This window comes from Candidatus Neomarinimicrobiota bacterium (assembly GCA_016784545.1).
Classification (GTDB): domain Bacteria; phylum Fidelibacterota; class UBA8477; order UBA8477; family JABMPR01; genus JABMPR01.
Genome location: JADHUM010000023.1, coordinates 29,491 through 51,530, shown reverse-complemented (window position 1 = coordinate 51,530; position 22,040 = coordinate 29,491). Strand labels below are relative to the sequence as shown.

21 protein-coding genes are annotated in these 22,040 nt (G+C 45.1%); 6 read left to right on the top strand and 15 right to left on the bottom strand.

Annotated elements, in window-relative coordinates:
• Positions 1–193 precede the first annotated feature (193 nt).
• The 15 genes from ISR87_06885 to ISR87_06815 form a co-directional block, all read right to left on the bottom strand.
• Positions 194–1,324 (bottom strand): hypothetical protein, encoded by a 1,131-nt coding sequence (locus ISR87_06885; protein MBL7025167.1) that lies wholly within the window; start codon positions 1,322–1,324, stop codon positions 194–196.
• A 186-nt stretch (positions 1,325–1,510) separates the two neighbouring features.
• Positions 1,511–1,981 (bottom strand): RNA methyltransferase, encoded by a 471-nt coding sequence (locus tag ISR87_06880; protein ID MBL7025166.1) that lies wholly within the window; start codon positions 1,979–1,981, stop codon positions 1,511–1,513.
• A gap of 363 nt (positions 1,982–2,344) precedes the next feature.
• Positions 2,345–2,701: a hypothetical protein gene (locus ISR87_06875; GenBank protein MBL7025165.1), complete on the bottom strand. Its 357-nt coding sequence runs from the start codon at positions 2,699–2,701 to the stop codon at positions 2,345–2,347.
• Positions 2,698–5,124 carry a penicillin acylase family protein gene (locus tag ISR87_06870; GenBank protein MBL7025164.1) on the bottom strand — a complete coding sequence of 809 codons (2,427 nt, stop codon included), beginning with the start codon at positions 5,122–5,124 and terminating at the stop codon, positions 2,698–2,700. The genes ISR87_06875 and ISR87_06870 overlap by 4 nt, the downstream gene beginning before the upstream one ends.
• Positions 5,121–5,753, bottom strand: coding sequence for an HAD family phosphatase (locus ISR87_06865; protein MBL7025163.1), 633 nt, complete (start codon positions 5,751–5,753; stop codon positions 5,121–5,123). The genes ISR87_06870 and ISR87_06865 overlap by 4 nt, the downstream gene beginning before the upstream one ends.
• Before the next feature lie 16 nt (positions 5,754–5,769).
• A complete protein-coding gene (locus tag ISR87_06860; protein MBL7025162.1) occupies positions 5,770–6,678 on the bottom strand; it encodes a glycosyltransferase family 2 protein in 909 nt (302 codons plus the stop codon).
• A 53-nt stretch (positions 6,679–6,731) separates the two neighbouring features.
• Positions 6,732–7,910 (bottom strand): hypothetical protein, encoded by a 1,179-nt coding sequence (locus ISR87_06855; GenBank protein MBL7025161.1) that lies wholly within the window; start codon positions 7,908–7,910, stop codon positions 6,732–6,734.
• 20 nt (positions 7,911–7,930) lie between these two features.
• Positions 7,931–9,481: an acyl-CoA carboxylase subunit beta gene (locus tag ISR87_06850; protein ID MBL7025160.1), complete on the bottom strand. Its 1,551-nt coding sequence runs from the start codon at positions 9,479–9,481 to the stop codon at positions 7,931–7,933.
• Complete coding sequence (locus tag ISR87_06845) at positions 9,482–9,883, bottom strand: cobalamin B12-binding domain-containing protein (protein MBL7025159.1); 402 nt, start codon at positions 9,881–9,883, stop codon at positions 9,482–9,484.
• A 138-nt stretch (positions 9,884–10,021) separates the two neighbouring features.
• On the bottom strand, positions 10,022–11,008 hold the full coding sequence (locus tag ISR87_06840) for an aldo/keto reductase (GenBank protein ID MBL7025158.1): 987 nt from the start codon (positions 11,006–11,008) through the stop codon (positions 10,022–10,024).
• Between the two features lie 22 nt (positions 11,009–11,030).
• Positions 11,031–11,660 (bottom strand): hypothetical protein, encoded by a 630-nt coding sequence (locus ISR87_06835; GenBank protein ID MBL7025157.1) that lies wholly within the window; start codon positions 11,658–11,660, stop codon positions 11,031–11,033.
• A 106-nt stretch (positions 11,661–11,766) separates the two neighbouring features.
• Entirely contained in the window at positions 11,767–12,483 is a 717-nt protein-coding gene (locus ISR87_06830; GenBank protein MBL7025156.1) for an SDR family NAD(P)-dependent oxidoreductase, read from the bottom strand.
• A gap of 102 nt (positions 12,484–12,585) precedes the next feature.
• Positions 12,586–13,065: a nuclear transport factor 2 family protein gene (locus ISR87_06825; protein ID MBL7025155.1), complete on the bottom strand. Its 480-nt coding sequence runs from the start codon at positions 13,063–13,065 to the stop codon at positions 12,586–12,588.
• Positions 13,066–13,203: 138 nt separating this feature from the next.
• Positions 13,204–14,277: an acyltransferase gene (locus tag ISR87_06820; GenBank protein MBL7025154.1), complete on the bottom strand. Its 1,074-nt coding sequence runs from the start codon at positions 14,275–14,277 to the stop codon at positions 13,204–13,206.
• A gap of 95 nt (positions 14,278–14,372) precedes the next feature.
• Positions 14,373–14,585, bottom strand: coding sequence for a cold shock domain-containing protein (locus ISR87_06815; protein MBL7025153.1), 213 nt, complete (start codon positions 14,583–14,585; stop codon positions 14,373–14,375).
• Between the two features lie 392 nt (positions 14,586–14,977).
• On the opposite strand from ISR87_06815, the gene ISR87_06810 reads away from it, so the two are divergent.
• The 6 genes from ISR87_06810 (at position 14,978) to rsmA (ending at position 21,920) form a co-directional block, all read left to right on the top strand.
• Positions 14,978–16,171 carry a peptidoglycan DD-metalloendopeptidase family protein gene (locus ISR87_06810; GenBank protein MBL7025152.1) on the top strand — a complete coding sequence of 398 codons (1,194 nt, stop codon included), beginning with the start codon at positions 14,978–14,980 and terminating at the stop codon, positions 16,169–16,171.
• Complete coding sequence (locus ISR87_06805; GenBank protein MBL7025151.1) at positions 16,156–17,289, top strand: hypothetical protein; 1,134 nt, start codon at positions 16,156–16,158, stop codon at positions 17,287–17,289. The genes ISR87_06810 and ISR87_06805 overlap by 16 nt, the downstream gene beginning before the upstream one ends.
• A 53-nt stretch (positions 17,290–17,342) precedes the next feature.
• On the top strand, positions 17,343–18,272 hold the full coding sequence (locus ISR87_06800; GenBank protein ID MBL7025150.1) for a hypothetical protein: 930 nt from the start codon (positions 17,343–17,345) through the stop codon (positions 18,270–18,272).
• Between the two features lie 6 nt (positions 18,273–18,278).
• A complete protein-coding gene (metG, locus tag ISR87_06795) occupies positions 18,279–20,156 on the top strand; it encodes a methionine--tRNA ligase (GenBank protein MBL7025149.1) in 1,878 nt (625 codons plus the stop codon).
• Positions 20,157–20,300: 144 nt separating this feature from the next.
• Positions 20,301–21,050: a TatD family hydrolase gene (locus tag ISR87_06790; protein ID MBL7025148.1), complete on the top strand. Its 750-nt coding sequence runs from the start codon at positions 20,301–20,303 to the stop codon at positions 21,048–21,050.
• An 81-nt stretch (positions 21,051–21,131) separates the two neighbouring features.
• Entirely contained in the window at positions 21,132–21,920 is a 789-nt protein-coding gene (gene rsmA, locus ISR87_06785) for a ribosomal RNA small subunit methyltransferase A (protein ID MBL7025147.1), read from the top strand.
• Positions 21,921–22,040 lie beyond the last annotated feature (120 nt).

Sequence of the window (22,040 nt, the reverse complement as noted above, 5' to 3'; positions counted from 1 at the left end):
CCTCAGTTCGGAAATTTGTCTTAAGCTTCCTTCAGATTCGCAGTCACCCACGACACCCTTGCTCTCGACTAGTGGTTGGAAACTACAATCCTCCACAGTGGACTTGCACCACCTAGTTATTAACCATGCACGGCACACGCAAAAAAAGAGGCCACCCCTCAGGATGGCCTCTTAAAAACAAACAGTGAATCATTTATCTCATAGAGATTCCAAAACCAGCAGTAACAACACTGTTGGTTGGTGTTTGGCTCACATGAACATTGAAGTAGGTCAATGGGATCAATTTCAGGTGTAAACCTGCACCAAATCTCATACCTGGATCGGGTTCCATGTCAAACTGAATACGATTGTCCTCAATACCAAATTCTGGATCCACATCATAACCAATACTCAACGAGCTCATCTCGTAAGCAGCATCAGCATAAATGCCAACACCAAAGATGAGGAGGTTTATTGATTTTCCTACCTGGAGACCGATAGAAGTATTTGAAGACTCTATCAGATCACCAATACTCATCTGTGAATAGAAAGCTCCAGCAGTAATGTCTACAGGGAAAAGTGGGATTGGAATAAACTGATCAACATTGACGCGGAGACCACCACCATACATGCTGAAAGTACCAATATCTTCAAGTTCCGCTTCTGGAAAGCCACGGACTGTCAATTCGATACCCATGGGGAGACCCAGGGCAATCTGCGGCATGACCAAGGGAAGGGCAGGCAAGCCAATTCCAGGAGGCAGTGGAAGATCTAGATTCATATTAGCTACTTCGGTATCCAGATTTGCATCAACAATTGCCTGGTTAACCAAACCAGGGATGAGTGCAGCATTTACACCCTGGTTTGTAAGCAGGGTTGTCATCTCTGTTCTCAGGTGATCTTCAAACAAACCTGCAAGGTGAACCGTGTTAGTTACCAGGAGGCCAGCACTATCAGCAGGACCAAAAAATGTTGGAGTCCGCGTATCAGTTCCATAGTAAATATCATCAAATGAAAGTAATAGTGGATTGACATCTTCACCGATAATACCATCCAGATCAAATTCCATGTTGGTCTGACTCAGAGCAAAGTTAAAAAACTCACTCTCCTCGGGAACAGCAGAAACCATTGCTTTTACACTAATATCAAAACCAAGCATTTTGTGAACCCTTGATCTGTGATACCATCCAGAGTTCATTGATGCACCAAATGCATCTCCCAGTGGCATCAAATACATCTCAGCATTATCACTAAGCATGGTGCCCAGATTCTCTTCCAACGACTGGCCAAAAGCACCGACAGCCAGTGAGAGAGCTAAAATCGAAACAAGTAACCTTTTAATCATAAATTCCTCCTTAAGAATATTATTGTGATTGAATATCGTTTAATATATGGATCAATATAACACAGTTCAAAGCTTGATTAACCCCCTGTGAGCCATGTCAATTCGTGAAAAAGTAAGCCCCCACTTAAAAATTGCTAGTATTAATTATTGTTAGGGGTCTCACCAACATTATTTGTATTTACTCAGTCAGGGTTGATGTTTCACATCCCATTGACGTCTCAATTCATAGAGCATGATTCCAAAAGCCACGGCTACATTCATGGAGCTTTTCATGCCGTTCTGAGGGAGTTCGACTGCAAAATCACATTCTTTTAAAATCTCGTCCTGAACACCCACCCCTTCATTCCCCACCACGAAAACCAGGGGGAATTTATACTCCACACTGGTGTAGGATTGGCTCCTTGTGGTGTGTTCAAGTGCGATTGCTGTATAGCCTCTCTGCTTCAAAGCGCGAATGGCATCAACGGGGTCAGGAATACTTCTCCAGGGAACTGAATACTCTGCTCCCAAAGCTGTCTTGGCGATTTCTTTTCGAGGAGGTGAGGCGGTATAGCCAGTGATAATAATCTCTTCCAGCCAGGCTCCATCGGCTGTCCGAAACATGGAACCCACATTGAACATACTACGGATATTGTCTAGGAGAGCCACCACTGGCATTCTGGGTCTGCGCTCTAATTCATCGTAATCAGGATTGTTATCCCTGAACACATTATGGGGGATTGTTCGAAGGGGTTCCTCGTAAATATTGATATCACCTTTAGCTTTTGTCATTTTATCCTTGAGGATTTTCTTCTGCAGCTCCTCGCAAAGCACACAGAGACACAGACTATCTGATAACTCTTCAAGTCTTTTACTCTAAAAAACTTTGCGTTCTTCGCGTTCTCTGCGGTTCAGCATTTATTCTCATGAAAACAGCTTCTCGCAAAGCGCGCAGAAACGCAGCCCTAGCTGATAACTCTTCCAGTCTTTTACTCTAAAAACTTTGCGTTCTTCGCGTTCTCTGCGGTTCAGCGTTTTTTGTCATGAAATCTGGTATTCCTTGATCAAGACTTTACGCAATGAATATCCAGCATAACCAGCCACCAGGGCAACCAGAAAGCCCACCAAACCCGTGGCCAGGGCCAGCACAAAACCTGATCCCACCCCCATGACTTCAGCAATTCGGGTGACAATGATTTCCCCACCACTCTTCCATTGGTATACTGCCATTCCAAACCAGAGCAGGAAAACGCCCAGTCCAGTACCCACAGAGGCTTTTAATGCTGAATCTTTTTCAAAGAACCCCAAAACCAGGGGCACCACAATAATCCACCACCAGGAATAGAAGATGAGTTGTAGGAGAAATACAATTACGAGAGGGACAAAAATATTGATCATTGATAATTCCTTAAGCGAGTCAATGAGAGTTTTGAATTAGAGTCTATAACAGGGGAGTCCAGAAAATGAATATCATAATATTTACCTGCAACCCAGTCATTCACTGCATTGTCATAATAAGGGGATCCAGGGTTCCCTGACTGGCCTCCAGGGAATATTCCTTTGGCTGTGGGGTGATCACCTATTTCCACCAACATGCGCCAGGAAGGACCGTGGTCTTTCTTGGTGGCATTCACAATTCCAACGCCACCGCCTGTGTAAAGCCCGGTTCGTCCCAGACCTTTGACAGAGAGGAGGTGATTGATATCCGTTCCTCTGGCTCTACCCAGTTCCCAGGCTTCGCCATAAGGTCCCAACGCCTCTGTCAGTTCCACTATGGTTTGTTTAAAGGCGTGATTGATGATCTCGGCTCGACTCTCCTTCTCAGGCGTATTGATGTCATCATAGTAAACCAATCTTGCCCTGTTTAAAAGGAGTCTGGCCGTCACCGACCGGGTGGGGATTTTTCTAATCTCACCCAAAATATTCAATTCATCGTTCCAGATAGCTTTTTCTAAACGCAACCACCATTGCTTGTAAACCCAGGCTGATTTTTCATGAGGGGCTGAGACATAATTCCAACTTTGAAGATCTTTTAAGATGATCTTCATATCACCAGAAAGATTTTTCTGGTCAATCTGTTTGAGTAGAAATGGCAACATAAGCTCAGCCTGCTTATTAAAATTGTCCATATGCAGATCCTGCATGTCTCCGAATTTGATTTTGCTCAATGCCTTAAGGCGATCATTGATGCGAGAACCCCGCTCGTAATCATCGTAATCCCAACCCAGGTAGTAAGGATACTTTTTGCCAACTGGATTCTGGTTGGCGGAACTGACATAGCCACTCCAGGGGTTTGAAATAGCAGGGAGTTGCTCGTAGGGAATCCAATCCTGCCACTCACCAATGGTATCCCGTCCGGCCCTGACAAACTTGCCTTGATCCTGACCACGCAATGGATATTTGCCATTGTGGCGGATGGAAATATCGCCACCCCTGGCTATCATGGCGAAATTTTGTCCTGGTGCTTCAAAATCTTCGATGGCTGTATAAAAAGTCTCTCTATCTGTGGCCAGATTCATGTTTCGAACGGCAAGCATTTCATTAGAGGGATCATGGGCAGACCAACGCATGGCCAGGCCAGTGGGATGCCCATTTTCCAGCACGCTTTCACCGAAATAAACCAGCGGTCCAAAGCGAGTAATGGCAAAACTATCCAGAACCGTATCCTCATCCCTGATAAAGATTTCTTCAATTCGCATATCTGATTTTATCCATTCACCCATGTAGAGATATTCAGAATACGTACTATCTTTAAATTCAATTTCAAACCAATCCAGAACGTCGCTTGCTGCATTGGTGACACCCCAGGCAACATCCCTGTTAAATCCGACGATAACAGCAGGAGCACCTGGCATGGAAACACCATAAACATTCATGTCAGGCGTGGTCAGTTGGATCTCGTACCATATGGATGGCAGCTTTAATCCAAGATGTGGGTCATTGGCTAACATGGGAAATCCTGAAGCAGTTTTATCACCTGAAACCGCCCAGTTATTGCTCCCATTGTCTTCGTCTGGCTCACCTTTTCGAAGATCCTTAACAAACTGCGGTACAAAGGCGGGTGGTAGGGAATCTGGCTCCATGGCTTCAAAGCGCCACGGTTTGCCTGCTGGAATCACTGGATCAGTGCGAGGGGTGTGCCGGGGATAATAGGTGTTCACAAATTCCTCACCCAATGTCGCCTGAATAATGCTCATGTCCATTTCTGAATTGCGTCCGGTTAAATCCCAGGCCATGAACTTCAAGAGCAGGGCTGTTTTCAGGGTTGACCACACCTCAGGCTCATAGTTTAGAAGCTTGTATTCCAGGGGCAGTGTTGCTGGAGAGAGAGACTCAATCCAGGCATTGACACCATTGGCATAGGCCTGCAGAATAAGATGTGTTTCAGCATCTTCATCCATGTGCTGTATGGTGTTTTCGGCAGCCATTAACAAACCACGACGACGCTGCATTCTATCGAATTCCAGCGCTTTGTCACCTATGATTTCTGAAACGCGTCCTGCTGCCACGTGGGTTTGGAATTCCATTTGCCACAGGCGATGCCGAGCTGTTAAAAAACCCTGTGCGAAATAAATATCATAAGTGTTTTCAGCGAAAATATGCGGGACTTGACGCTCATCCCAAACCACCTGTACTTCATCCCGCAACCCCTTTACATCAAGCACTTCATCTATCTGGTCCAGATTCTCACCATTCTGCCAGAATCCTGCGAAGGGATTTAAAAATTTTCCCAGAGGTGGTATACTGCCCTGACTATTGTTCAATAGGTTGAAGAGGATGAGCAGGAGTACAAAGGCCAGGATGGTTTTAGAAAGTCTCATAGCAAATACTCCAATTCTGGAAAACGTTGACTCACTTCTTTACCAAAGCTGGAATAATCCACATAATGGATAATATGAATGCCCTGGTCCTGTGCCGCTTGAACATTTTCCTCTAAATCATCAATAAACAAGATTTCTTCTGGTCGAAAACCGCTTTTTCGAATGGCTATTTCATAGATCAGTGGATCCGGCTTCATACTGCCTACCATAAAACTATAGGTCCCCCCATCCACCCATTTCATAAAGGGAAAGTCCTGCATGAGCAGGTCATAATGAAAATCATTGGTGTTACTCAGGAGCCAGACAGGGAAATCTTCAGTCGCTCGCTTGAGAAAAGCTACACTATCTTCACAGGGGAAGAGAACATCCAACCAGTAGCCCTTGAAAATCTCCATATTCATGGTCTTGCTGCTACCGTAATTAATGAGGAGTTGTTCATAAAACTGGTTTGAAGTCAAAAGCCCCTTTTCATACTCATTAAGTAGGTCCCTGGTCATCCCTCGGCGAATTTTTTCAGGGCTCACCTCTAATTTCTGGGACAGCTTTTCGATGGACTCACTGGAGTCAACCTTTACCAGTACGCCACCAATATCAAAGAAAATGGCTTTTATTTTTCCATGGGAATTCATTACGAAACCAAAAATCCTAGAGTGTTTCTCGGGAAGCCGTGCGCTGCCCTTTAAAAAGAAGTAGGACCAGCAAGCGGGGAATGAGTGAGAGATAAAGTAAAATGCCCACAATGAAGTTCAGGGGCTGCTGATACATGTGGGTAAAATGTTTTTCAAAATATCTGAAAAATGAAATATGGGAACTTATGGTCATCTTCATCTTGACCTGTTTGACGCTGGCTCCTCCCAAATGTTGAATGGTGTATTCCGGCAAATACCAGATGGTATAACCTTTATCCCTGATGCGCTTGCAAAGATCAACATCATTAAAGAACATGGGGAAGTTTTCATCAAAACCGTTCAGGGATCTTAAAAGATCACCACGTACCATCAAGGCGGCTCCAGCAGGTTGATCAACCTTTTGAGCCGATTTATGATCGAAATCGCCCATCTTCCAGCCATTGAATCGACGACTCTCAGGAAAAAGAGCAGCCAGACCAAAGACATTGTAAATCACATCCATATGGGTGGGAAAGCGTCGGCAGGTTTTCTGGAGGCGGCCATCGGGGAACTGTAATTGGGGCGCAACAGCACCCGTTTTTTCATCCTTCTCAAGCTCTCTGAGCAAATTCTTCAGGATGCCATTCTGGAGAATGGTATCGGGGTTCAGGATGAGGATATGTTGACCTCGAGCCATTTCAAGTGCCTGGTTATTGCCAACTGCGAACCCTCGGTTTGTGCGATTTAATTTTACCTTGAGTTTAGAATTTTGAGCCAAAAGTTCGTCTAGAATTGAAATTGTATTATCGGTAGATTGATTATCTACAACAATAACCTCTCCCTCAGTTGATGTCAGCTCTTGAAAAACACTCTCCAGACACACTCTGATTGTTGAACTGGAATGATAGGTCACGATGAGGATTGATAGTTGAATCGGGGGTTCCATATCCGCGAGAGCTTCCCCCGGTTGAGATTCAGGCATTATTTTTTGTAGCTAACCTATTTATTACCGTTTCCAGCCAGGAGTTCTCGAATTTCTTTTTCCTCCTGGTCGATACGTTCTGTATCACTGGATTTCTCACGGAGAAACGTCAGGACTTCCAGGGCATTCTCATACATCCCCTGATCTTTAAAAATCTCCATCAGGGTAAAGGTTGCCATGGAACGATTAATATTGTGCTTGATTGCCGGCTTTTTAGGGGGCGGGGGTGTTTCCCTGGGTGCCGCCGCTGCCTGTGGTGGTGGCTGTGGAGCCGGCGGGACCACTGGTTCAGGTGGTGGCTGTGGAGCTGGCTGAGCTACTGGCTCAGGGGCAGGCGCTGGTGCTGCCTGTTGTGGTGGAGCTTGTTCCTGAAGAGGCGCTTGTGTCTGGACAGGTTCCGCCTCTGGCATGGGCATTTCATCAAAGTCTGTCATGGAATCAGTCTGTTTAATCACCTCTTCCAATGTGGGAGTAGTTATGGGAATTTCGTATTCAGGGACAGGCGGATCAGACTTGGTGCCCAATTCAGGGTCAATAACATATTCACCCTCTGGTACTTGATCAGATACAGGTGCCTGAGTTGGGGCCTGTGGTGCAGTCTGTTGCGCTGGTGCCGGTGGCACATATTCCATCTCAGGTGGTACTGAATCAGGCAGAGCCAATGGATTTTCCTCATCCTCATCAAGAGGCATGGTCTCTATCAATGCTGAACGCTCCAGTCCCAGGGCTAGATCTTCCAGAAACTGGTATTCACCAGGTTGTACGACATAGTTACGGGAGTTTGGAAATTTTTTGTAAAATTGAATTGCATCGGGATGTCCGGGAAGCGCTTTATTGAGAAGATAAATTAAAAATGCCACCTGTTGGGGTTCCATGGTGTCCCCCAGATTTTTGATCACTTCAATGATGACGCCAGGGAAGGGTTCTTTGGTCAAGATACATTCAATCATCTGCTTCATGGAGTTTGTAACTTCACCTTTAGCCAGATAAATCTCACCCATGAGTTTATGTAAGACGCCCCGGCTTTCAGCATTCTGAAGCCCGAGCAGACAAATACTCAAGGCACGGTTGAGCTCTCCAGCCTCCATATTCTGTCTTGCATACCAGGCGAATAGTGTCGACTGGGGGTTCTTTAGCAAGTAGGCTTCCAGGCTTTCCTGCTTTTTTAATAACTCATCACGATTTCTTGTATCCACTTGAAACCCTTCTCCCTGATTTATAGCGGGATATTTCCGTGTTTTTTTTGTGGGTTTGAATCAACTTTATTTTCAAGCATTTCAAAAGCCCTGATCACCTTTAAGCGTGTCTGGTTTGGTTCAATCACTTCATCCACATACCCACGTTCAGCCGCAGAATAGGGATTGGCAAATCGCTCAGAAAATTCATTTGTGAGGCGCTCCAGAACTTCCTCTGGATTATCCGCTTTGGCAATTTCTTTTCTGAAGATGATTTCAGTCGCCCCCTTGGCACCCATGACAGCAATTTCAGCACAAGGCCAGGCAAAGTTGATATCACCTCGAATGTGTTTGGAATTCATCACATCATAGGCACCGCCATAGGCTTTGCGCGTAATCACAGTAACCCTGGGGACTGTCGCTTCTGCGAAAGCATAAAGGAGTTTTGCGCCGTGACGGATAATGCCACCCCACTCTTGATCAGTCCCAGGCAGAAAACCAGGGACATCCTCAAAAGTCAGTAGTGGAATATTGAAAGCATCGCAGAAGCGTACAAACCTGGCGCCTTTAACTGCAGAATCAATATCCAGAACTCCAGCGAGGTGGGCAGGTTGATTTGCAATCACCCCAACTGACTTCCCGTTCAGACGCACAAATCCAACCACCATATTCATGGCAAACTCATCATGAACTTCGAAGAATTCACCATTATCCACAACGCTATGTATGACATCTTTCATGTCATAAGGCTTGTTGGGGTTCTCTGGTACAATCGTATCCAGCATTTCATCTGATCTGTCAATGGGGTCATCACATCGAATGGCTGGAGGATCCTCAAGATTATTTTGAGGGATAAAGCTTAACAGTCTTTTGATGCCTTCGATGACTTCAATTTCATTGTTACAGGTAAAGTGACTGACACCCGATTTACTACCATGGGCTGTAGCACCACCCAGATCCTCTTTGGTGACTTCTTCATGGGTAACCGTCTTGACTACCTCAGGACCTGTGACAAACATGTAGCTTGTGCCCTTGGTCATGAAAATAAAATCTGTGATGGCAGGAGAATAGACCGCACCGCCTGCACAAGGTCCCAGGATTGCTGATATTTGGGGTACTACACCGCTCATGAGTGTATTTCTCAGAAAAATGTCGGCGTAACCAGCCAGACTGACCACACCTTCCTGAATTCGTGCCCCACCACTATCATTCAAACCAATAACAGGGGCGCCAACTTTGGCAGCCAGATCCATGACTTTAACAATTTTTTCTGCGTATGCTTCAGAAAGGGAGCCGCCCATCACCGTGAAATCCTGACTGAAAACGAAGACGATACGACCATCGATAGTTCCGTGACCCGTGACGACCCCATCTCCTAAAAATTTTTGCTTTTCCAGACCAAAGTTGGTGGAGCGATGGGTTACTAACATGCCCATTTCTTCAAACGAACCGGGATCCAGAAGCAGGTCTAGTCTTTCTCTTGCTGATAATTTTTGTTTGGCGTGTTGGGCATCCAGTCGATCCTGTCCTCCGCCGAGGAGGGCTTCTGCTTTCAGCTTATTGAGCTGTTCCAGGCGATCATGACGATTCATTTAACGGTTTTCCTGAACCCAATTGGTGATATAGTCATTGATTTCCATGAGGCTGGCACCGGGACCAAACAGGCGTCCCACACCCAATTTCTGCAGTTCTTCCATATCTGAATCTGGTATTATTCCACCACCAGTAAGTAGTACATCATTTATCCCTTCAGCTTTCATCAGTTCCATTACTCGGGGAAATATGGTCATATGGGCACCTGATAAAATGCTCAATGCCACAATATCGGCATCTTCCTGAACTGCAGCTGCTACAATCATTTCAGGGGTTTGTCTGAGACCGAGATAGATGACTTCCATGCCAGCGTCCCTGAAAGAATTCGCCAGAACTTTGGCTCCGCGATCATGGCCATCCAAACCAGGTTTTGCCAGAATGACTCTTATTTTCCGTTCCATAGGGTATTTCCTTCACACAGTCCAATATAGATAATTTGTGTAGCGTTTAATCTAATCTGAAAGATTGGTGACAAAACACGGTTTTTGACCCCTCTCCCATATCAGATTGTGAGTCGATATGCTTTTTGAAGGCAACCATTACCCAAAAATGTTTTCAATCTCATCCAGTTCTGTTGGGGTAAAATCCAAATTGTTCAGAGCGCCTGCAGCATCCTCAATCTGGGCAACTTTTGAAGCACCGATCAACGCTGAAGTCACCTCCTCCTTACGTAACACCCAGGCAATGGCTAATTGAGCCACATTCTGACCACGATTATCCGCGATCTTTTTCAGGGCATGCACCTTGTCGAGTTGTTCTTCCTTGATAAAATCAGGCTTCAGATAGCGACCATCCCGAACTGCTCGTGAATCTTCAGGGAATCCAGACAGATAGCGGTCCGTTAAAACACCTTGTGCCAGGGGCGAGAATACTATGGAACCCATTCCATTCTTCTTCAGCTCTTCAAACAGACCTTGTTCTGGCTGACGGTAAAACATATTGTATTTGGGCTGATGGATGAGGCAAGGGGTTCCGAGATCTCTTAATATTTTTGCAGCTTGCCTTGTTTGCTCTGGATTGTAGGACGAGATGCCCACATAGAGTGCTTTTCCTGATCGTACAATCTGATCCAAAGCCCCCATGCTCTCTTCCAGGGGCGTTTGTGTATCGGGACGATGGTGATAGAAAATATCCACATAGTCCAGGCCCATGCGTTTGAGACTCTGATCAAGACTGGCAATTAAATACTTCCTGCTCCCATGATCTCCATATGGACCTGGCCACATATCCCAACCAGCTTTGGTGGAAATAAGCAGCTCGTCACGATATCCAGCAAAGTCTTCTTTGAATATTTTTCCAAAGGTGGTCTCGGCCGCTCCATAGGGTGGACCATAATTATTGGCTAAATCAAAATGGGTGATACCCAGATCGAAGGCCCTTCGGAGCATGGCACGGGCTGTTTCATAATCATCGGGTTCACCAAAGTTGTGCCATAACCCAAGGGATATCCTGGGCAGAAGAATGCCACTGGCTCCACATCTCTGATAACTCATTTTATCATATCGTGTCTCTGCAGCTTGATACATATTTTAGATTCTCCCATTCAACCTATAAAGCATATAATCCACCAGTAACCTCCATCCATTCAGCAATTTCATCCGCCTGAGCTCCAATTGTTTTTGAAGTGATATCCAACTCATAAACTGGAAGGATTGACTCCTTTGCAAGTTGAATATATTGATCCTGTTCAGTGTGAAAAACATCAAGATTATCGTACTGGGAAGGATTCCCAGAAATTTTAAGACGCTCCTCCCTGGCAGCCTCGAAGGATTCAATGGAACGGAGACACAGGACAAGATGAAACCCCAGCTCTTGTAATCCTTCCTCAAGCCATCCAAAATCATAAGTTCGACCGAATACTTCTCTCTGGTAAAGCTGGGTTGAGAGATGAAACCGGTCGATCATCCATGAATAGTATCTTTGAAGCTGAAATAGCTTAAGCCATGTACGATAGGTCTCCAGAGCTTGTTCCTCCTCATGGGCTTCAAAATTGATGGGACCTCTACCCCAGGGGACATTGGTAAATGAACACCATTCTACTGATATCAGGGGCGAATGGTAGCGATAATTCCTTGGTCCAACCAATTGGGGGTGCTCATTCAAAGCAAAGGCCAGATCCGTCTTTCCCGTTAGACGCGTACCTTCCAATATAATTTTAGGGCAGAGCTTATCTCCCAACTGGCATTTCCTTCTTTATTCCAGGTTGTGATTACTATCGATCAATAGTTTATACAAAAAACCCCATGCAGCAACACGGGGTTTTAATAATTGGTGGTAAAAATAATTACCAGTCCAGGGGTTTACCATCCTTGAAGAATCCACCGGTAGGTCCATCTGGTGGAAGTTTGGCGGCCCAGAGAATACCTTCGATACCCTCTTCAATGGAGCGATCTGCATTGGGACCACCCATATCCGTTCTCACCCAACCTGGATCTACAGAATTGACCTTGATCCGGGTGTCTACCAATTCTTTTGCCAGAATGGCAGTCAGTGCATTCAGTGCAGCTTTGGACATGCGGTAGGCTGGCCACCCAGCTTCCATGTGGTTCAAAGAGCCCATGCCACTGGAAACATTTACGATACGTGGTTGTCGTGCCTTTTTCAGCAGATCATAAAAAGCCTGGACCAAACGAAGAGCGCCAACAGTGTTAACTGAATAGGCTTCTTCAACAAGCTCAGGATTAATAGTGAAACAGGTCACCTGACTCTCCAGGCCACCGGGTTCAATGATCACACCAGCATTATTAATGAGGAGATCCAGGTGGTCAAACTGTGACTGGACATATGATGACAGAGCTGTAACGTGACGCGCTTTACTTACATCTGCTTCAAAACCCTCAATATCCAGACCGGCTTCTTGTAGTTTGGCAGAGGCATTGTCGATTTCAATCTTATTGCGTCCTACCATAAACACTTTATAATCATCTTCGGCCAAAGCTTTGGTCAAGGCATGACCCAAACCCCTGTTTGCTCCGGTTACGATGGCTACTTTTCTATACATATCTCGAGACTTCTCCTCGTTTATTCTTCAAAAATCAGCAAAAAATTATTCCATGCTGTTTCGCGCTTTCTATAACAGAAAGAATGGACTTACACAAGTAATTTACGTGTTTTTTGTCATTGTTATAAATTTGGTCAAATTGGCCATGGCCTGCTTGCGGATGTTTACCTTTACAATTGAATTCCAACCCATGATGAAACCCAGTGGCCCTAAAGCCATCCTACTCCAGCTCCAGAAATCAAAATTGTCAGTATGTTTTATTATTTTTCCATCCTCGAATGTGAATTCTGCATGGATTTTATTGTGAACCTTTCGTTTAGCTCTACCAAAGGTGTATTTTGCCGACCAGTCGGCTCGTCCCCTTTTGTCATCAGCCTGGACATTCTCATAGGCAATCTCAAGTGATGCCGATTGGAGACACAACATGGTCCACATCATACCTATCTCTGAACCATGGAGCTTTTGAAATACTGGATCACTAAAATCAGCTTCCGCATGATAGCTATCCACCATTGTCTGGCTGTCCTTTTCAGAAAAAGCCTTATAAAACTTATTTATCAGTAATTCGTTTGACTGTGTCATTTTCCCGGTCTTGCGCTGTTAGGTTCAGTGTGGGCTCAAATAAATCTAAATCAATGTCTTTCGCCACAAAAAAGTGGATTGGAATATTCTTAAGCAGACCTCGCCATTTAGAGGGAAAAGTGAAAATGGCTGGGGTATTTATTTAGAGGGTCTCTTGAAACCGTTCCGGACATAAGTCAAGAGGGGCAACTCAACATACTGATACGCCAGTAGCGCAAAGAGAATGCACAATCCAAGCATTCCAGTTATTAATATGAAATTGGAGAGCAGCTCATTTAATCCGATTGCTTGATACAATTTTCCTGAAGCGGAGATTACCAGTATATGTGAAAGATATAGCGTATAGGAAGCATCACCTATCCTGATAAACAGATCAGGATAAGCTATTTCATATTTCATATCCAAACTGACGATACCAAGCACTAGTAGAAACGCTGGTATACCAAAATTCACCAATCTCTCAAAATGATTCCCCGCGGGAATTATCTGAGTGAGTTCAAATCCTGTTTGGTAAAGAATAAACAGTAAAATCGCAACTGGAATGGCCAACAAAGAACCTGGTATTTGCCTGGACATCAAAACATGTCCAAGTAGAACGCCTGCAGAAAATTCCAGTAGAAGTGTATGGGTTAGTCGTTCCAGAAGGAGTGATTCAGGTTGGTATATCGCCCCGACAAGCACAAGTGCGATGAAGGTGCCAACTAAAAGAGGCGCCAGATGTTGACGAGAAATCCACAGAAAGAGGGTGAATACCAGATAAAAAAAGATTTCAAACTCCAAAGTCCACGCTACTGAAATAACAGGAGGACCAGAAGAAGGAAATAGCAGGAAGGAATTCAGAAAGTCAGGTGTTCCCGGCAGAGAGCTATTCACCCAACCTGGTTGGACCAACCATACCAGAACAACAAGAAGAAAATAAAACCAATAGTTGGGATAAATGCGGGAAAGTCTGTTTTTCAGAAACAATACTGGGCTGGGCTGTTTGTTTTTTACAACCAGCATCATAACGAATCCACTGATGACAAAAAAGATATCTACACCAGCTGCCCCAACCCGGAAGCCTTCCAGGAATCGCCATCCGTCAGATCCATACCTTGCTTCAGCAACCCCGAGGTGGAGAAACACAATCATAAGTGCTGCCAGTCCTCGCAGCAGTTGAAGACCCGGGCTATAGGAAAAGCCCTCAGAACTGATTGGTTTAACTTTCAACATGATGACCTTGGATTTCCAAAATAACTCATGAATAAAATAAAAAGCGCCGGCACTCACTTTGAGACCGGCGCTTTAATTGATTTCTTAGATAAGAATCAAACAGGAGTAACGTTATCTGCCTGTGGACCTTTTTCGCCCTGAGAAACGCTAAAAGTGACGCTTTGTCCTTCTTTTAAAGAACGACGTCCCTCTGAGTTAATTGCACGGTAGTGAACGAACACATCCGGACCATCTTCCTGCTGAATAAATCCGTAACCCTTTTCGTCATTGAACCACTTTACCACACCGTTGACTAATTCTTCAGCCATTTGTACATATACCTCATTCTTAAAACATACCGCCTGAGGCGGCTTCCTACTCGTCAGGCTCTTACACGGTTTCCTGTGTTTAGCACTTTTGTTCCAATTGGACTTTCCTGACTATTGCGTGGAATATTGGACCATCAAATCTAAAAGCAAACAATCATTTTCTGCTGTATCTCAACTTTTTCCCCACCTCGTTTCATTGAATTCTGCCTGAGCTTCACCGAATAATCCAACCATTTCTGTCAGGGGCCCCCGCAGGCATCACTTCGATGGGTCTTTGGTTCGCAAGTTTGCGAAGGCGGATAAAATCAAAGGCAACATCCACTTTTTCAAAAGCAATAATCCCAATGTTTTGGTCTATTGCTTTCAGTTGAATTCACTTAGTTTAAGCGCTGATGAAAAAAGCAGTCTATATATTACTCTCTATTCTCATTTCCTTTTGTGTGTCCTATGGTCAGACTGAAGATCTTGATCAAAGCATTAACTCTCAGTCCAAAAAACTCAAAGAGATTCGTAAAGAAATCGATCGTCTGAATTCAAAAATAAATAAAACCCAAAAAGATGAAAAGGCGACGCTGAAGCAAATTCAAAACCTGGATAAGCAAATCGCCATGGTTACTCAGTTAAAACGAGAGCTGCAAAAAGAACGACGACTCAAAGAGGATCAAATAAGTCTTCTCAACGAGACCATTCAAACTACTGATCAAAAAATCAAGGTAATGAAAGAGCGTGCAGCCAGGAGAGCTGTCCGAGCGTATAAATTAGGGCAAAATCGTGATATCGACCTCTTGTTAACCTCTGGAGATATTCATCAGGCGCTGCGACGCTCTACTTATCTGTCTGCTATCAATGATGCTGAAAAAATCACGTTAAGTGAGCTCCAGATTATGATTAGAACCAACAGAATTGATCAGAATAATCTTGAACGTCGACTGGGAGAGGTCAAACGCAACATTCGTGAGGAAGACCAGGCAAGTCGCCAAATCTCCGCTCAACAAAAGAAAAAAGAATCCAAGCTCAACACCTTGAAGCGCGATCGTAAAAGCATGCAGCAGCAGGTAAAAACCAAGCGGGCTGCGGCCAAACAGGTTGAGGGCATGATCCAGGATTTTGAGAAGCAAAAACAACAAATACTTCGTGATTTAGCCAATAGCTTGGGAATAACCCCAGAGCGGGCAGCCAGGCTATTCGCAGAGGCCAAAGGCAAGCTAAGCTGGCCCGTCCAGGGAAAACTCGTGGGTCGTTTTGGACCCCATAAAAATGAAAAACTGGGAACCGTTACAACCAATCCTGGCATAGATATACAGGCTCCCAAGGGGACCAATGTCAAAGCGGTTATGCCTGGTAAAGTGATAGCTATAACCTGGATTCCAGGCTATGGTAACACGATTATTGTTGGGCATGGCTCCAGTTACTATACTGTTTATGCTCACATAGATAATATTCTGGTTAATATGAACGGATATGTGCTCCGGGATCAGGTCATTGCCCAGGTCAGCGACACGGGTAGTCTTGATGGAGCACGGTTGCATTTTGAAGTCTGGCGCGGAAAAGATAAGGTAGATCCCCTGAAGTGGCTGAAACGCTAAATCTATACCATCTAATAGGACAGGACCAGACGCTCAGGTATTGGGAGTCTCTTATACGCTCTGGTCGTTTGGGTCATGCCCACATTCTTAGTGGACATTCTGGCGTTGGCAAAGACGCCATGGCCATGACCATTGCCACCACCCTCAATTGCAAGGCAGAAAACAATAAACCCTGTGGCGTATGTTCAGCCTGTCGCCAGATGCAGAACTTTGAGCATCCCGCTTTATATCTCATCTTTGCCCTGCCACGACGTTCCCCCAGCCACACCGACCCCTTTTCCGGTATCAAGGAGGGGGAGATGGCTTTGATAAACGAAGAGTTGGCAAAAAAAGTCAAATGGCCCTACTATCATCTTCAGATTGATGGCGCTAATGACATCAGAATCGCAGCTATTCGTAAATTGAGAAAAGATATTTATCTGGCTCATGATACTGGAAGTATCCGAGTTGTTATTATTCTCCGTGCTCATCTGATGAATGTGGAAGCAGCCAACGCCCTGTTAAAGATTTTAGAAGAACCACCAGAAGGAACGGTATTTCTCCTCACCACCGAATTCCCAGATCGCTTACCTGATACAATTCGCTCCCGCTGTGCCATGCATCATATTCCTGAATTGAGCTGGATGCTCATCCGGGATGACCTGGTGACCAAGAAGGGCGTTGATGCTGTACAAGCTGAGATCAGTGCTCGTATGGCCATGGGAGACCTGGCAGCAGCTCATACCTATGCAGAGCAGGATAACACCTTTTGGCTGGATCGTATACGTGCAACCCTGAACACACTGGCCCGCGAAGATTTTGTTTCGGTACACAAACAAACGCTACTCCTTAAGGATAAGGATCTGGAGAATGATGATTCGAGACAGCAATTTCTATCCCTCCTCATCCTCTTTTTCAGAGATGTAGCCCTTGATATCAAACCAGGTGAAACGGCTCTATGGGTGACCCAGGTACAACAAATGCAAAAGTTGTTTCCCGAATGTGATAGCCATGCTGCTATCAAAGCGATCGAGAGCACAAAGGACGCATTAGCTCGTAAAGTTCATTTGCAGCTCGCAATTACTGCCTTATTTTTCGAACTACGCAAACACCTGCGCGGACAAGCAACGCAGGATTGAGGGTAAAAGAATAGAACCAGCGGTCCCCGGACCCATGGTCAGGATATAAATATATGACGCAATATGCACAGCAAAACCCCATGCCCTCTCAGGAGGGTGAACCCAAACCACCAGGATTGATAAAGGTAAGTTTCAAGGGCAATCGCCGTGATACTTTTACCAATACCCTAAGTCTCGCTCTTAAATCTGGCGACTATGTTGTTGTTGAAACCGAGCTTGGTGAAGACATTGGCATCGTTACGCCTATCTGCAATAAGGTTGAGGGCTGTAACCGATGCCCCAGCACTGAGCCTGAGTTTAATAACCGCAAAAATGGCGAGTCTATTCACAATCTCCTCCGCAAGGCCAATGATACCGAAATAGGTACACATCACGATAATCGACGTGATGAACCACAGGCTTTCAGTCGGGGTCTGGATCTCATAGCGAAAAATGGACTGAAAATGAAGCTGGTTGATGTTGAATATCAGCTTGATCGTCGCAAAATGACCTTTTTTTATACAGCAGAAGAACGGGTGGATTTTCGGCAGCTCGTCAAAGATCTGGCTTATGAATTTCGAACACGCATAGAAATGCGGCAAATTGGCGTTCGTGATTATGCCCGTCGCTTAGATGGTCAGGGTCCTTGCGGTCAACAGATCTGTTGTTCCCGATTTATGGATGGATTTGAGCCTGTAACTACCCAGTATGCCAAAGATCAAAACCTGCCCATTAATCCCAGCAAGCTCAGTGGCGCATGCGGAAAACTGAAATGCTGTCTACGTTTTGAATGGGATTTTTATCATGAAGCCATGAAAGATTTTCCTTCTGTCGGTCTTCCTTTGGAGACCAAAGAAGGGCTTGGTACCATTATTTCAAATGATGTTCTCAATGGACGGTGTACCGTTTCGTATGAGCAGGGTGGTATCGAAGTGCATGACCTGGAAACCATCAAAAAAGCCCTCAAGCATATGGATGCTGATTATAAAGAGAGAAAGAACTAAGACCCCATGTCCCGCTTTTACGTTACGACCCCTATTTACTATGTAAATGATGAACCCCATATTGGTCACGCTTACACGACGATTCTGGCAGATGTGGTGGCTCGTTTTCATCGAGCTCTGGGGGACGAAACCTATTTCTTAACCGGGACCGATGAGCATGGCCAGAAAGTCCAACAGGCCGCCGAAAAGAGAGGCGTGACACCCCAGGAGCATGTTGATGAATATGTGGTTCGCTTCCAGGAGAAGTGGGACGCCCTGAACATTCAATATGATCAATTTATTCGTACGACTCAGGACAATCACAAATCTGTGGTCAGCTTTTTACTTCAGAAGTTATGGGATAAAGGTCTGATCTATAAGGACACCTACGAGGGCTGGTATTCTGTTGCTGAAGAACGGTTCTTGACTGATAAAGAGTACGAAGAAGGAGAGTGGCGAGATGTAAAACGTCTATCCGAAACCAATTACTGGTTCAAAATGTCAGCCTACCAGGAAAATTTGATCAATTACATCCATGATAATCCTGATTTCATTCAACCGGCCTTTCGTAAAAATGAAGTTTTGGGGTTTTTGCGTCAAGAACTGGGTGATCTGTGTATCTCACGCCCTAAAGCGCGACTCAACTGGGGAATTGAACTGCCCTTTGATGATGAGTATGTCACCTATGTCTGGTTTGATGCTTTGACCAATTACATCTCTGCCATAGGTTATCCAAATCATGAAGAAACTTTCAAAAAGTGGTGGCCAGTAGATTTCCACCTTATTGGAAAAGATATCCTGACCACACATGCGGTATATTGGCCAACCATGCTCATGGCTGCAGACCTGCCCCTCCCTAAAACTATTTTTGCTCATGGTTGGTGGCTTATGGGCGATGCCAAAATGTCCAAATCGCTAGGCAATGTTGTTCGTCCGCTGGATCTTGCCAATGAATATGGCGTTGATGCCTTAAGATATTTCCTCATGCGGGAAATGACCCCTGGTCAAGATGCCAGCTTTACCATGGATGGTTTTATCAGCCGCTATAACTCTGACCTGGCGAATGATCTGGGGAATATGGTCAATCGTATTACCAAGCTGCTGGGACGTAATTTTGATTTCATCCTACCCGACCCCGGTGAAACCATGCCTGAGGATTCAGATCTGGCACAGCATGTGGCTGCTTTACGTGAAAAGGTTAGCTCCGAGCTGGATCAAATGAGAGTGAATTACGCTATCACCCATGTTTTCGATGTGTTGCGTGAAATCAATCGTTATCTGGAAGAGACCGCTCCCTGGAAATTGATGAAGACCGAGAAAGAACGGGCTGGCGCCGTGCTCTACAATGCTGCTGAAGCTTTACGTCTTAGTGCAGTTCATCTTTATCCTGTTATGCCGGAGAAAATATCACGCCTGCTGGAGGTCATGGGTACTTCTGCTCAGGCTCGTCTCAGTGAACCAGGCTGGTTTGATTGGGGACACATTAAACCAGGTGTAAAACTGGGTAAAACCGATGGCCTTTTTCCCCGTATCGAAGTCAAGGAAACGCCTGAAGAAGAGCCAGAGAAATTGGTTCTTAAAGATGAAGTGAGCTTTGACGATTTCATGAAAATGGATATCCGGGTTGCCAAAATCATCAAGGCTGAAAAACATCCAAATGCTGATAAACTCTTGAAGCTGCAGGTTGATCTAGGTGCTGAACAACGCCAGGTTATTGCTGGTATCGCAGAACACTATGCTCCTGAAGATTTGATCGGCAAGTCTGTCTCCATCATAGCCAATTTGAAACCGGCCACAATTCGTGGGGAACTTTCTCAGGGAATGATTCTGGCTGCTGACGATGGCAAAACCGTTTCTCCGCTGATTCCATTAAAAAATGTTGAGCCGGGATCCAAGGTCCGTTAAAAGTTAGATGTTAGAGGTTAGGTGGTACTCAATCTTCTTTTCTCTCTCGTACCTACGCTCGTTTTCGACACAACCTGGATTTCAACAACTCCTAACTCCTAACTCCTAACTCCTAACATGAACTTCATTGATACCCATTGCCACTTGAACATTGAGCCTCTTCTGGATAGAACGAATGAGGTTCTGGATGCTGCAGCGGAGCAGGGCATTAATAAAATGGTTGTGGTCGGTATCGATCTCCCAACATCAGAAATCGCCATTCGTCTGGCCGAGGATCACCCTCAACTTTTTGCTGCTGCAGGTATTCACCCCAACGATTGTTCCACGGCACCCAAAAACTGGGAAAAAGAAATTGTTGATATGCTCTCACATCCCAAAGTGGTGGCTGTGGGTGAAACGGGTCTGGATTATTACTGGGATGACTCACCTGTGGATTTACAAAAAAGATTTTTCCGGGATCATCTTGATCTGGCTTTGGCAACAGGCAAGCCGGCGATCATTCATAATCGGGAAGCAGATCAGGACATTGTTCAACAAATTCTTGAGCATGGAAACACCAGGGGTGTTTTTCACTGCTGGCCCTCACCCTGGAATATCGCGAAACCCCTTTTAGATAAGGGCTATCATATTTCATTTACTGGAACTGTGACTTTTAAGAAAAATGAAGCCGTTCAGGATGTTGCTACAAGAATGCCCCTGGAGCGTCTCATGCTGGAAACTGACAGTCCATTCCTAACGCCTGTGCCCCATCGGGGCAAACGCCCAAATGAACCTAAATATATCCCATATATTGCTGAGAAAATTGCTGCCTTACGAGATATAAATATTGAGCTGCTAGCTCAAACAACCACCCAAAATGCTGAAATATTCTTCGGGTTGAATGATTTATCATAGCCCCCTTTTTCCCAATGTTTTCGTAAAGGCGCAATGCATTGCGCCCCCCACAAGCCATCGCATAAAATTGAATATATCATAATGGGTTTAAGACCAGATCTCCGGGCCTTTAAAAAATGGGGCCAAAATTTTATTACTGACCCATCCATGCTGGAAAAATTGGTTCGAACTGTCAACCCCCAGCCAGATGACACCATGGTTGAAATTGGTCCTGGATCTGGCGCCCTCACGCGCCTTTTTGCTTCCCGGGTTAAGCGACTTCATGCCATTGAACTCGATCCTCGAATGGCAGAATATTTAGAACCCATTCGAGATGACATCCACTCCTTTTCATTTGAATACAAAGATTTCTTAAAATGGACACCGCCTCCAGAACTGGGCAAATTTAGACTCATGGGCAACATTCCGTATTACATCACCTCTCAATTGATACTCCAGGCCTTTGAATACCACGAACGCATCGGGGATGTCCACTTTCTCATGCAAAAAGAAGTGGGCAAGCGACTGGTTGCTCCCCATGGTTCCAAACAGTATGGAATTCTATCTGTCTATGCAGCCCTGTTTGCTAAAACTGAATACTTATTCGATATAAGTCGCCATGTTTTTCACCCCGTGCCTGATGTGGATTCCTGCTTTGTACGCTTCTCCTTCGATGAAGAGAATCCCGTTTCAGCCGAGCTTGAGCCCCACCTGCGCCAGGTGGTAAGAACATCCTTCAATCAACGCCGAAAAACCTTGCGTAACAGCCTGAAAGCCGTCCTGAAGGACAAGGCCAGCATTGAGAATCAATTCGATTTGAATTTAAGACCTGAGCAACTCAGCCCTTTGGAGTTTTTTAGACTTACAGAACTAATCGTTGCCCTGAACTAGGAGCTAAAACAGGCAGTGGCTTTCTTAGAAGGCCAGGGGAAGTTTTTACAGTCGGGTGATACCCACAACCAAGACCAGCGTGGCAATAAGAATAAACAGCTGAAAACCGTAATGTTTGTT

Excerpts from the sequence above, each read along its gene's own strand:
- ISR87_06885 (MBL7025167.1), bottom strand. The coding sequence starts at position 1,324 with ATGATTAAAAGGTTACTTGTTTCGATTTTAGCTCTCTCACTGGCTGTC.
- ISR87_06880 (MBL7025166.1), bottom strand. The coding sequence starts at position 1,981 with ATGCCAGTGGTGGCTCTCCTAGACAATATCCGTAGTATGTTCAATGTG.
- ISR87_06875 (MBL7025165.1), bottom strand. The coding sequence starts at position 2,701 with ATGATCAATATTTTTGTCCCTCTCGTAATTGTATTTCTCCTACAACTC.
- ISR87_06870 (MBL7025164.1), bottom strand. The coding sequence starts at position 5,124 with ATGAGACTTTCTAAAACCATCCTGGCCTTTGTACTCCTGCTCATCCTC.
- ISR87_06865 (MBL7025163.1), bottom strand. The coding sequence starts at position 5,753 with ATGAATTCCCATGGAAAAATAAAAGCCATTTTCTTTGATATTGGTGGC.
- ISR87_06860 (MBL7025162.1), bottom strand. The coding sequence starts at position 6,678 with ATGGAACCCCCGATTCAACTATCAATCCTCATCGTGACCTATCATTCC.
- ISR87_06850 (MBL7025160.1), bottom strand. The coding sequence starts at position 9,481 with ATGAATCGTCATGATCGCCTGGAACAGCTCAATAAGCTGAAAGCAGAA.
- ISR87_06845 (MBL7025159.1), bottom strand. The coding sequence starts at position 9,883 with ATGGAACGGAAAATAAGAGTCATTCTGGCAAAACCTGGTTTGGATGGC.
- ISR87_06840 (MBL7025158.1), bottom strand. The coding sequence starts at position 11,008 with ATGTATCAAGCTGCAGAGACACGATATGATAAAATGAGTTATCAGAGA.
- ISR87_06830 (MBL7025156.1), bottom strand. The coding sequence starts at position 12,483 with ATGTATAGAAAAGTAGCCATCGTAACCGGAGCAAACAGGGGTTTGGGT.
- ISR87_06825 (MBL7025155.1), bottom strand. The coding sequence starts at position 13,065 with ATGACACAGTCAAACGAATTACTGATAAATAAGTTTTATAAGGCTTTT.
- ISR87_06820 (MBL7025154.1), bottom strand. The coding sequence starts at position 14,277 with ATGTTGAAAGTTAAACCAATCAGTTCTGAGGGCTTTTCCTATAGCCCG.
- ISR87_06815 (MBL7025153.1), bottom strand. The coding sequence starts at position 14,585 with ATGGCTGAAGAATTAGTCAACGGTGTGGTAAAGTGGTTCAATGACGAA.
- ISR87_06810 (MBL7025152.1), top strand. The coding sequence starts at position 14,978 with ATGAAAAAAGCAGTCTATATATTACTCTCTATTCTCATTTCCTTTTGT.
- ISR87_06800 (MBL7025150.1), top strand. The coding sequence starts at position 17,343 with ATGACGCAATATGCACAGCAAAACCCCATGCCCTCTCAGGAGGGTGAA.
- metG (MBL7025149.1), top strand. The coding sequence starts at position 18,279 with ATGTCCCGCTTTTACGTTACGACCCCTATTTACTATGTAAATGATGAA.
- rsmA (MBL7025147.1), top strand. The coding sequence starts at position 21,132 with ATGGGTTTAAGACCAGATCTCCGGGCCTTTAAAAAATGGGGCCAAAAT.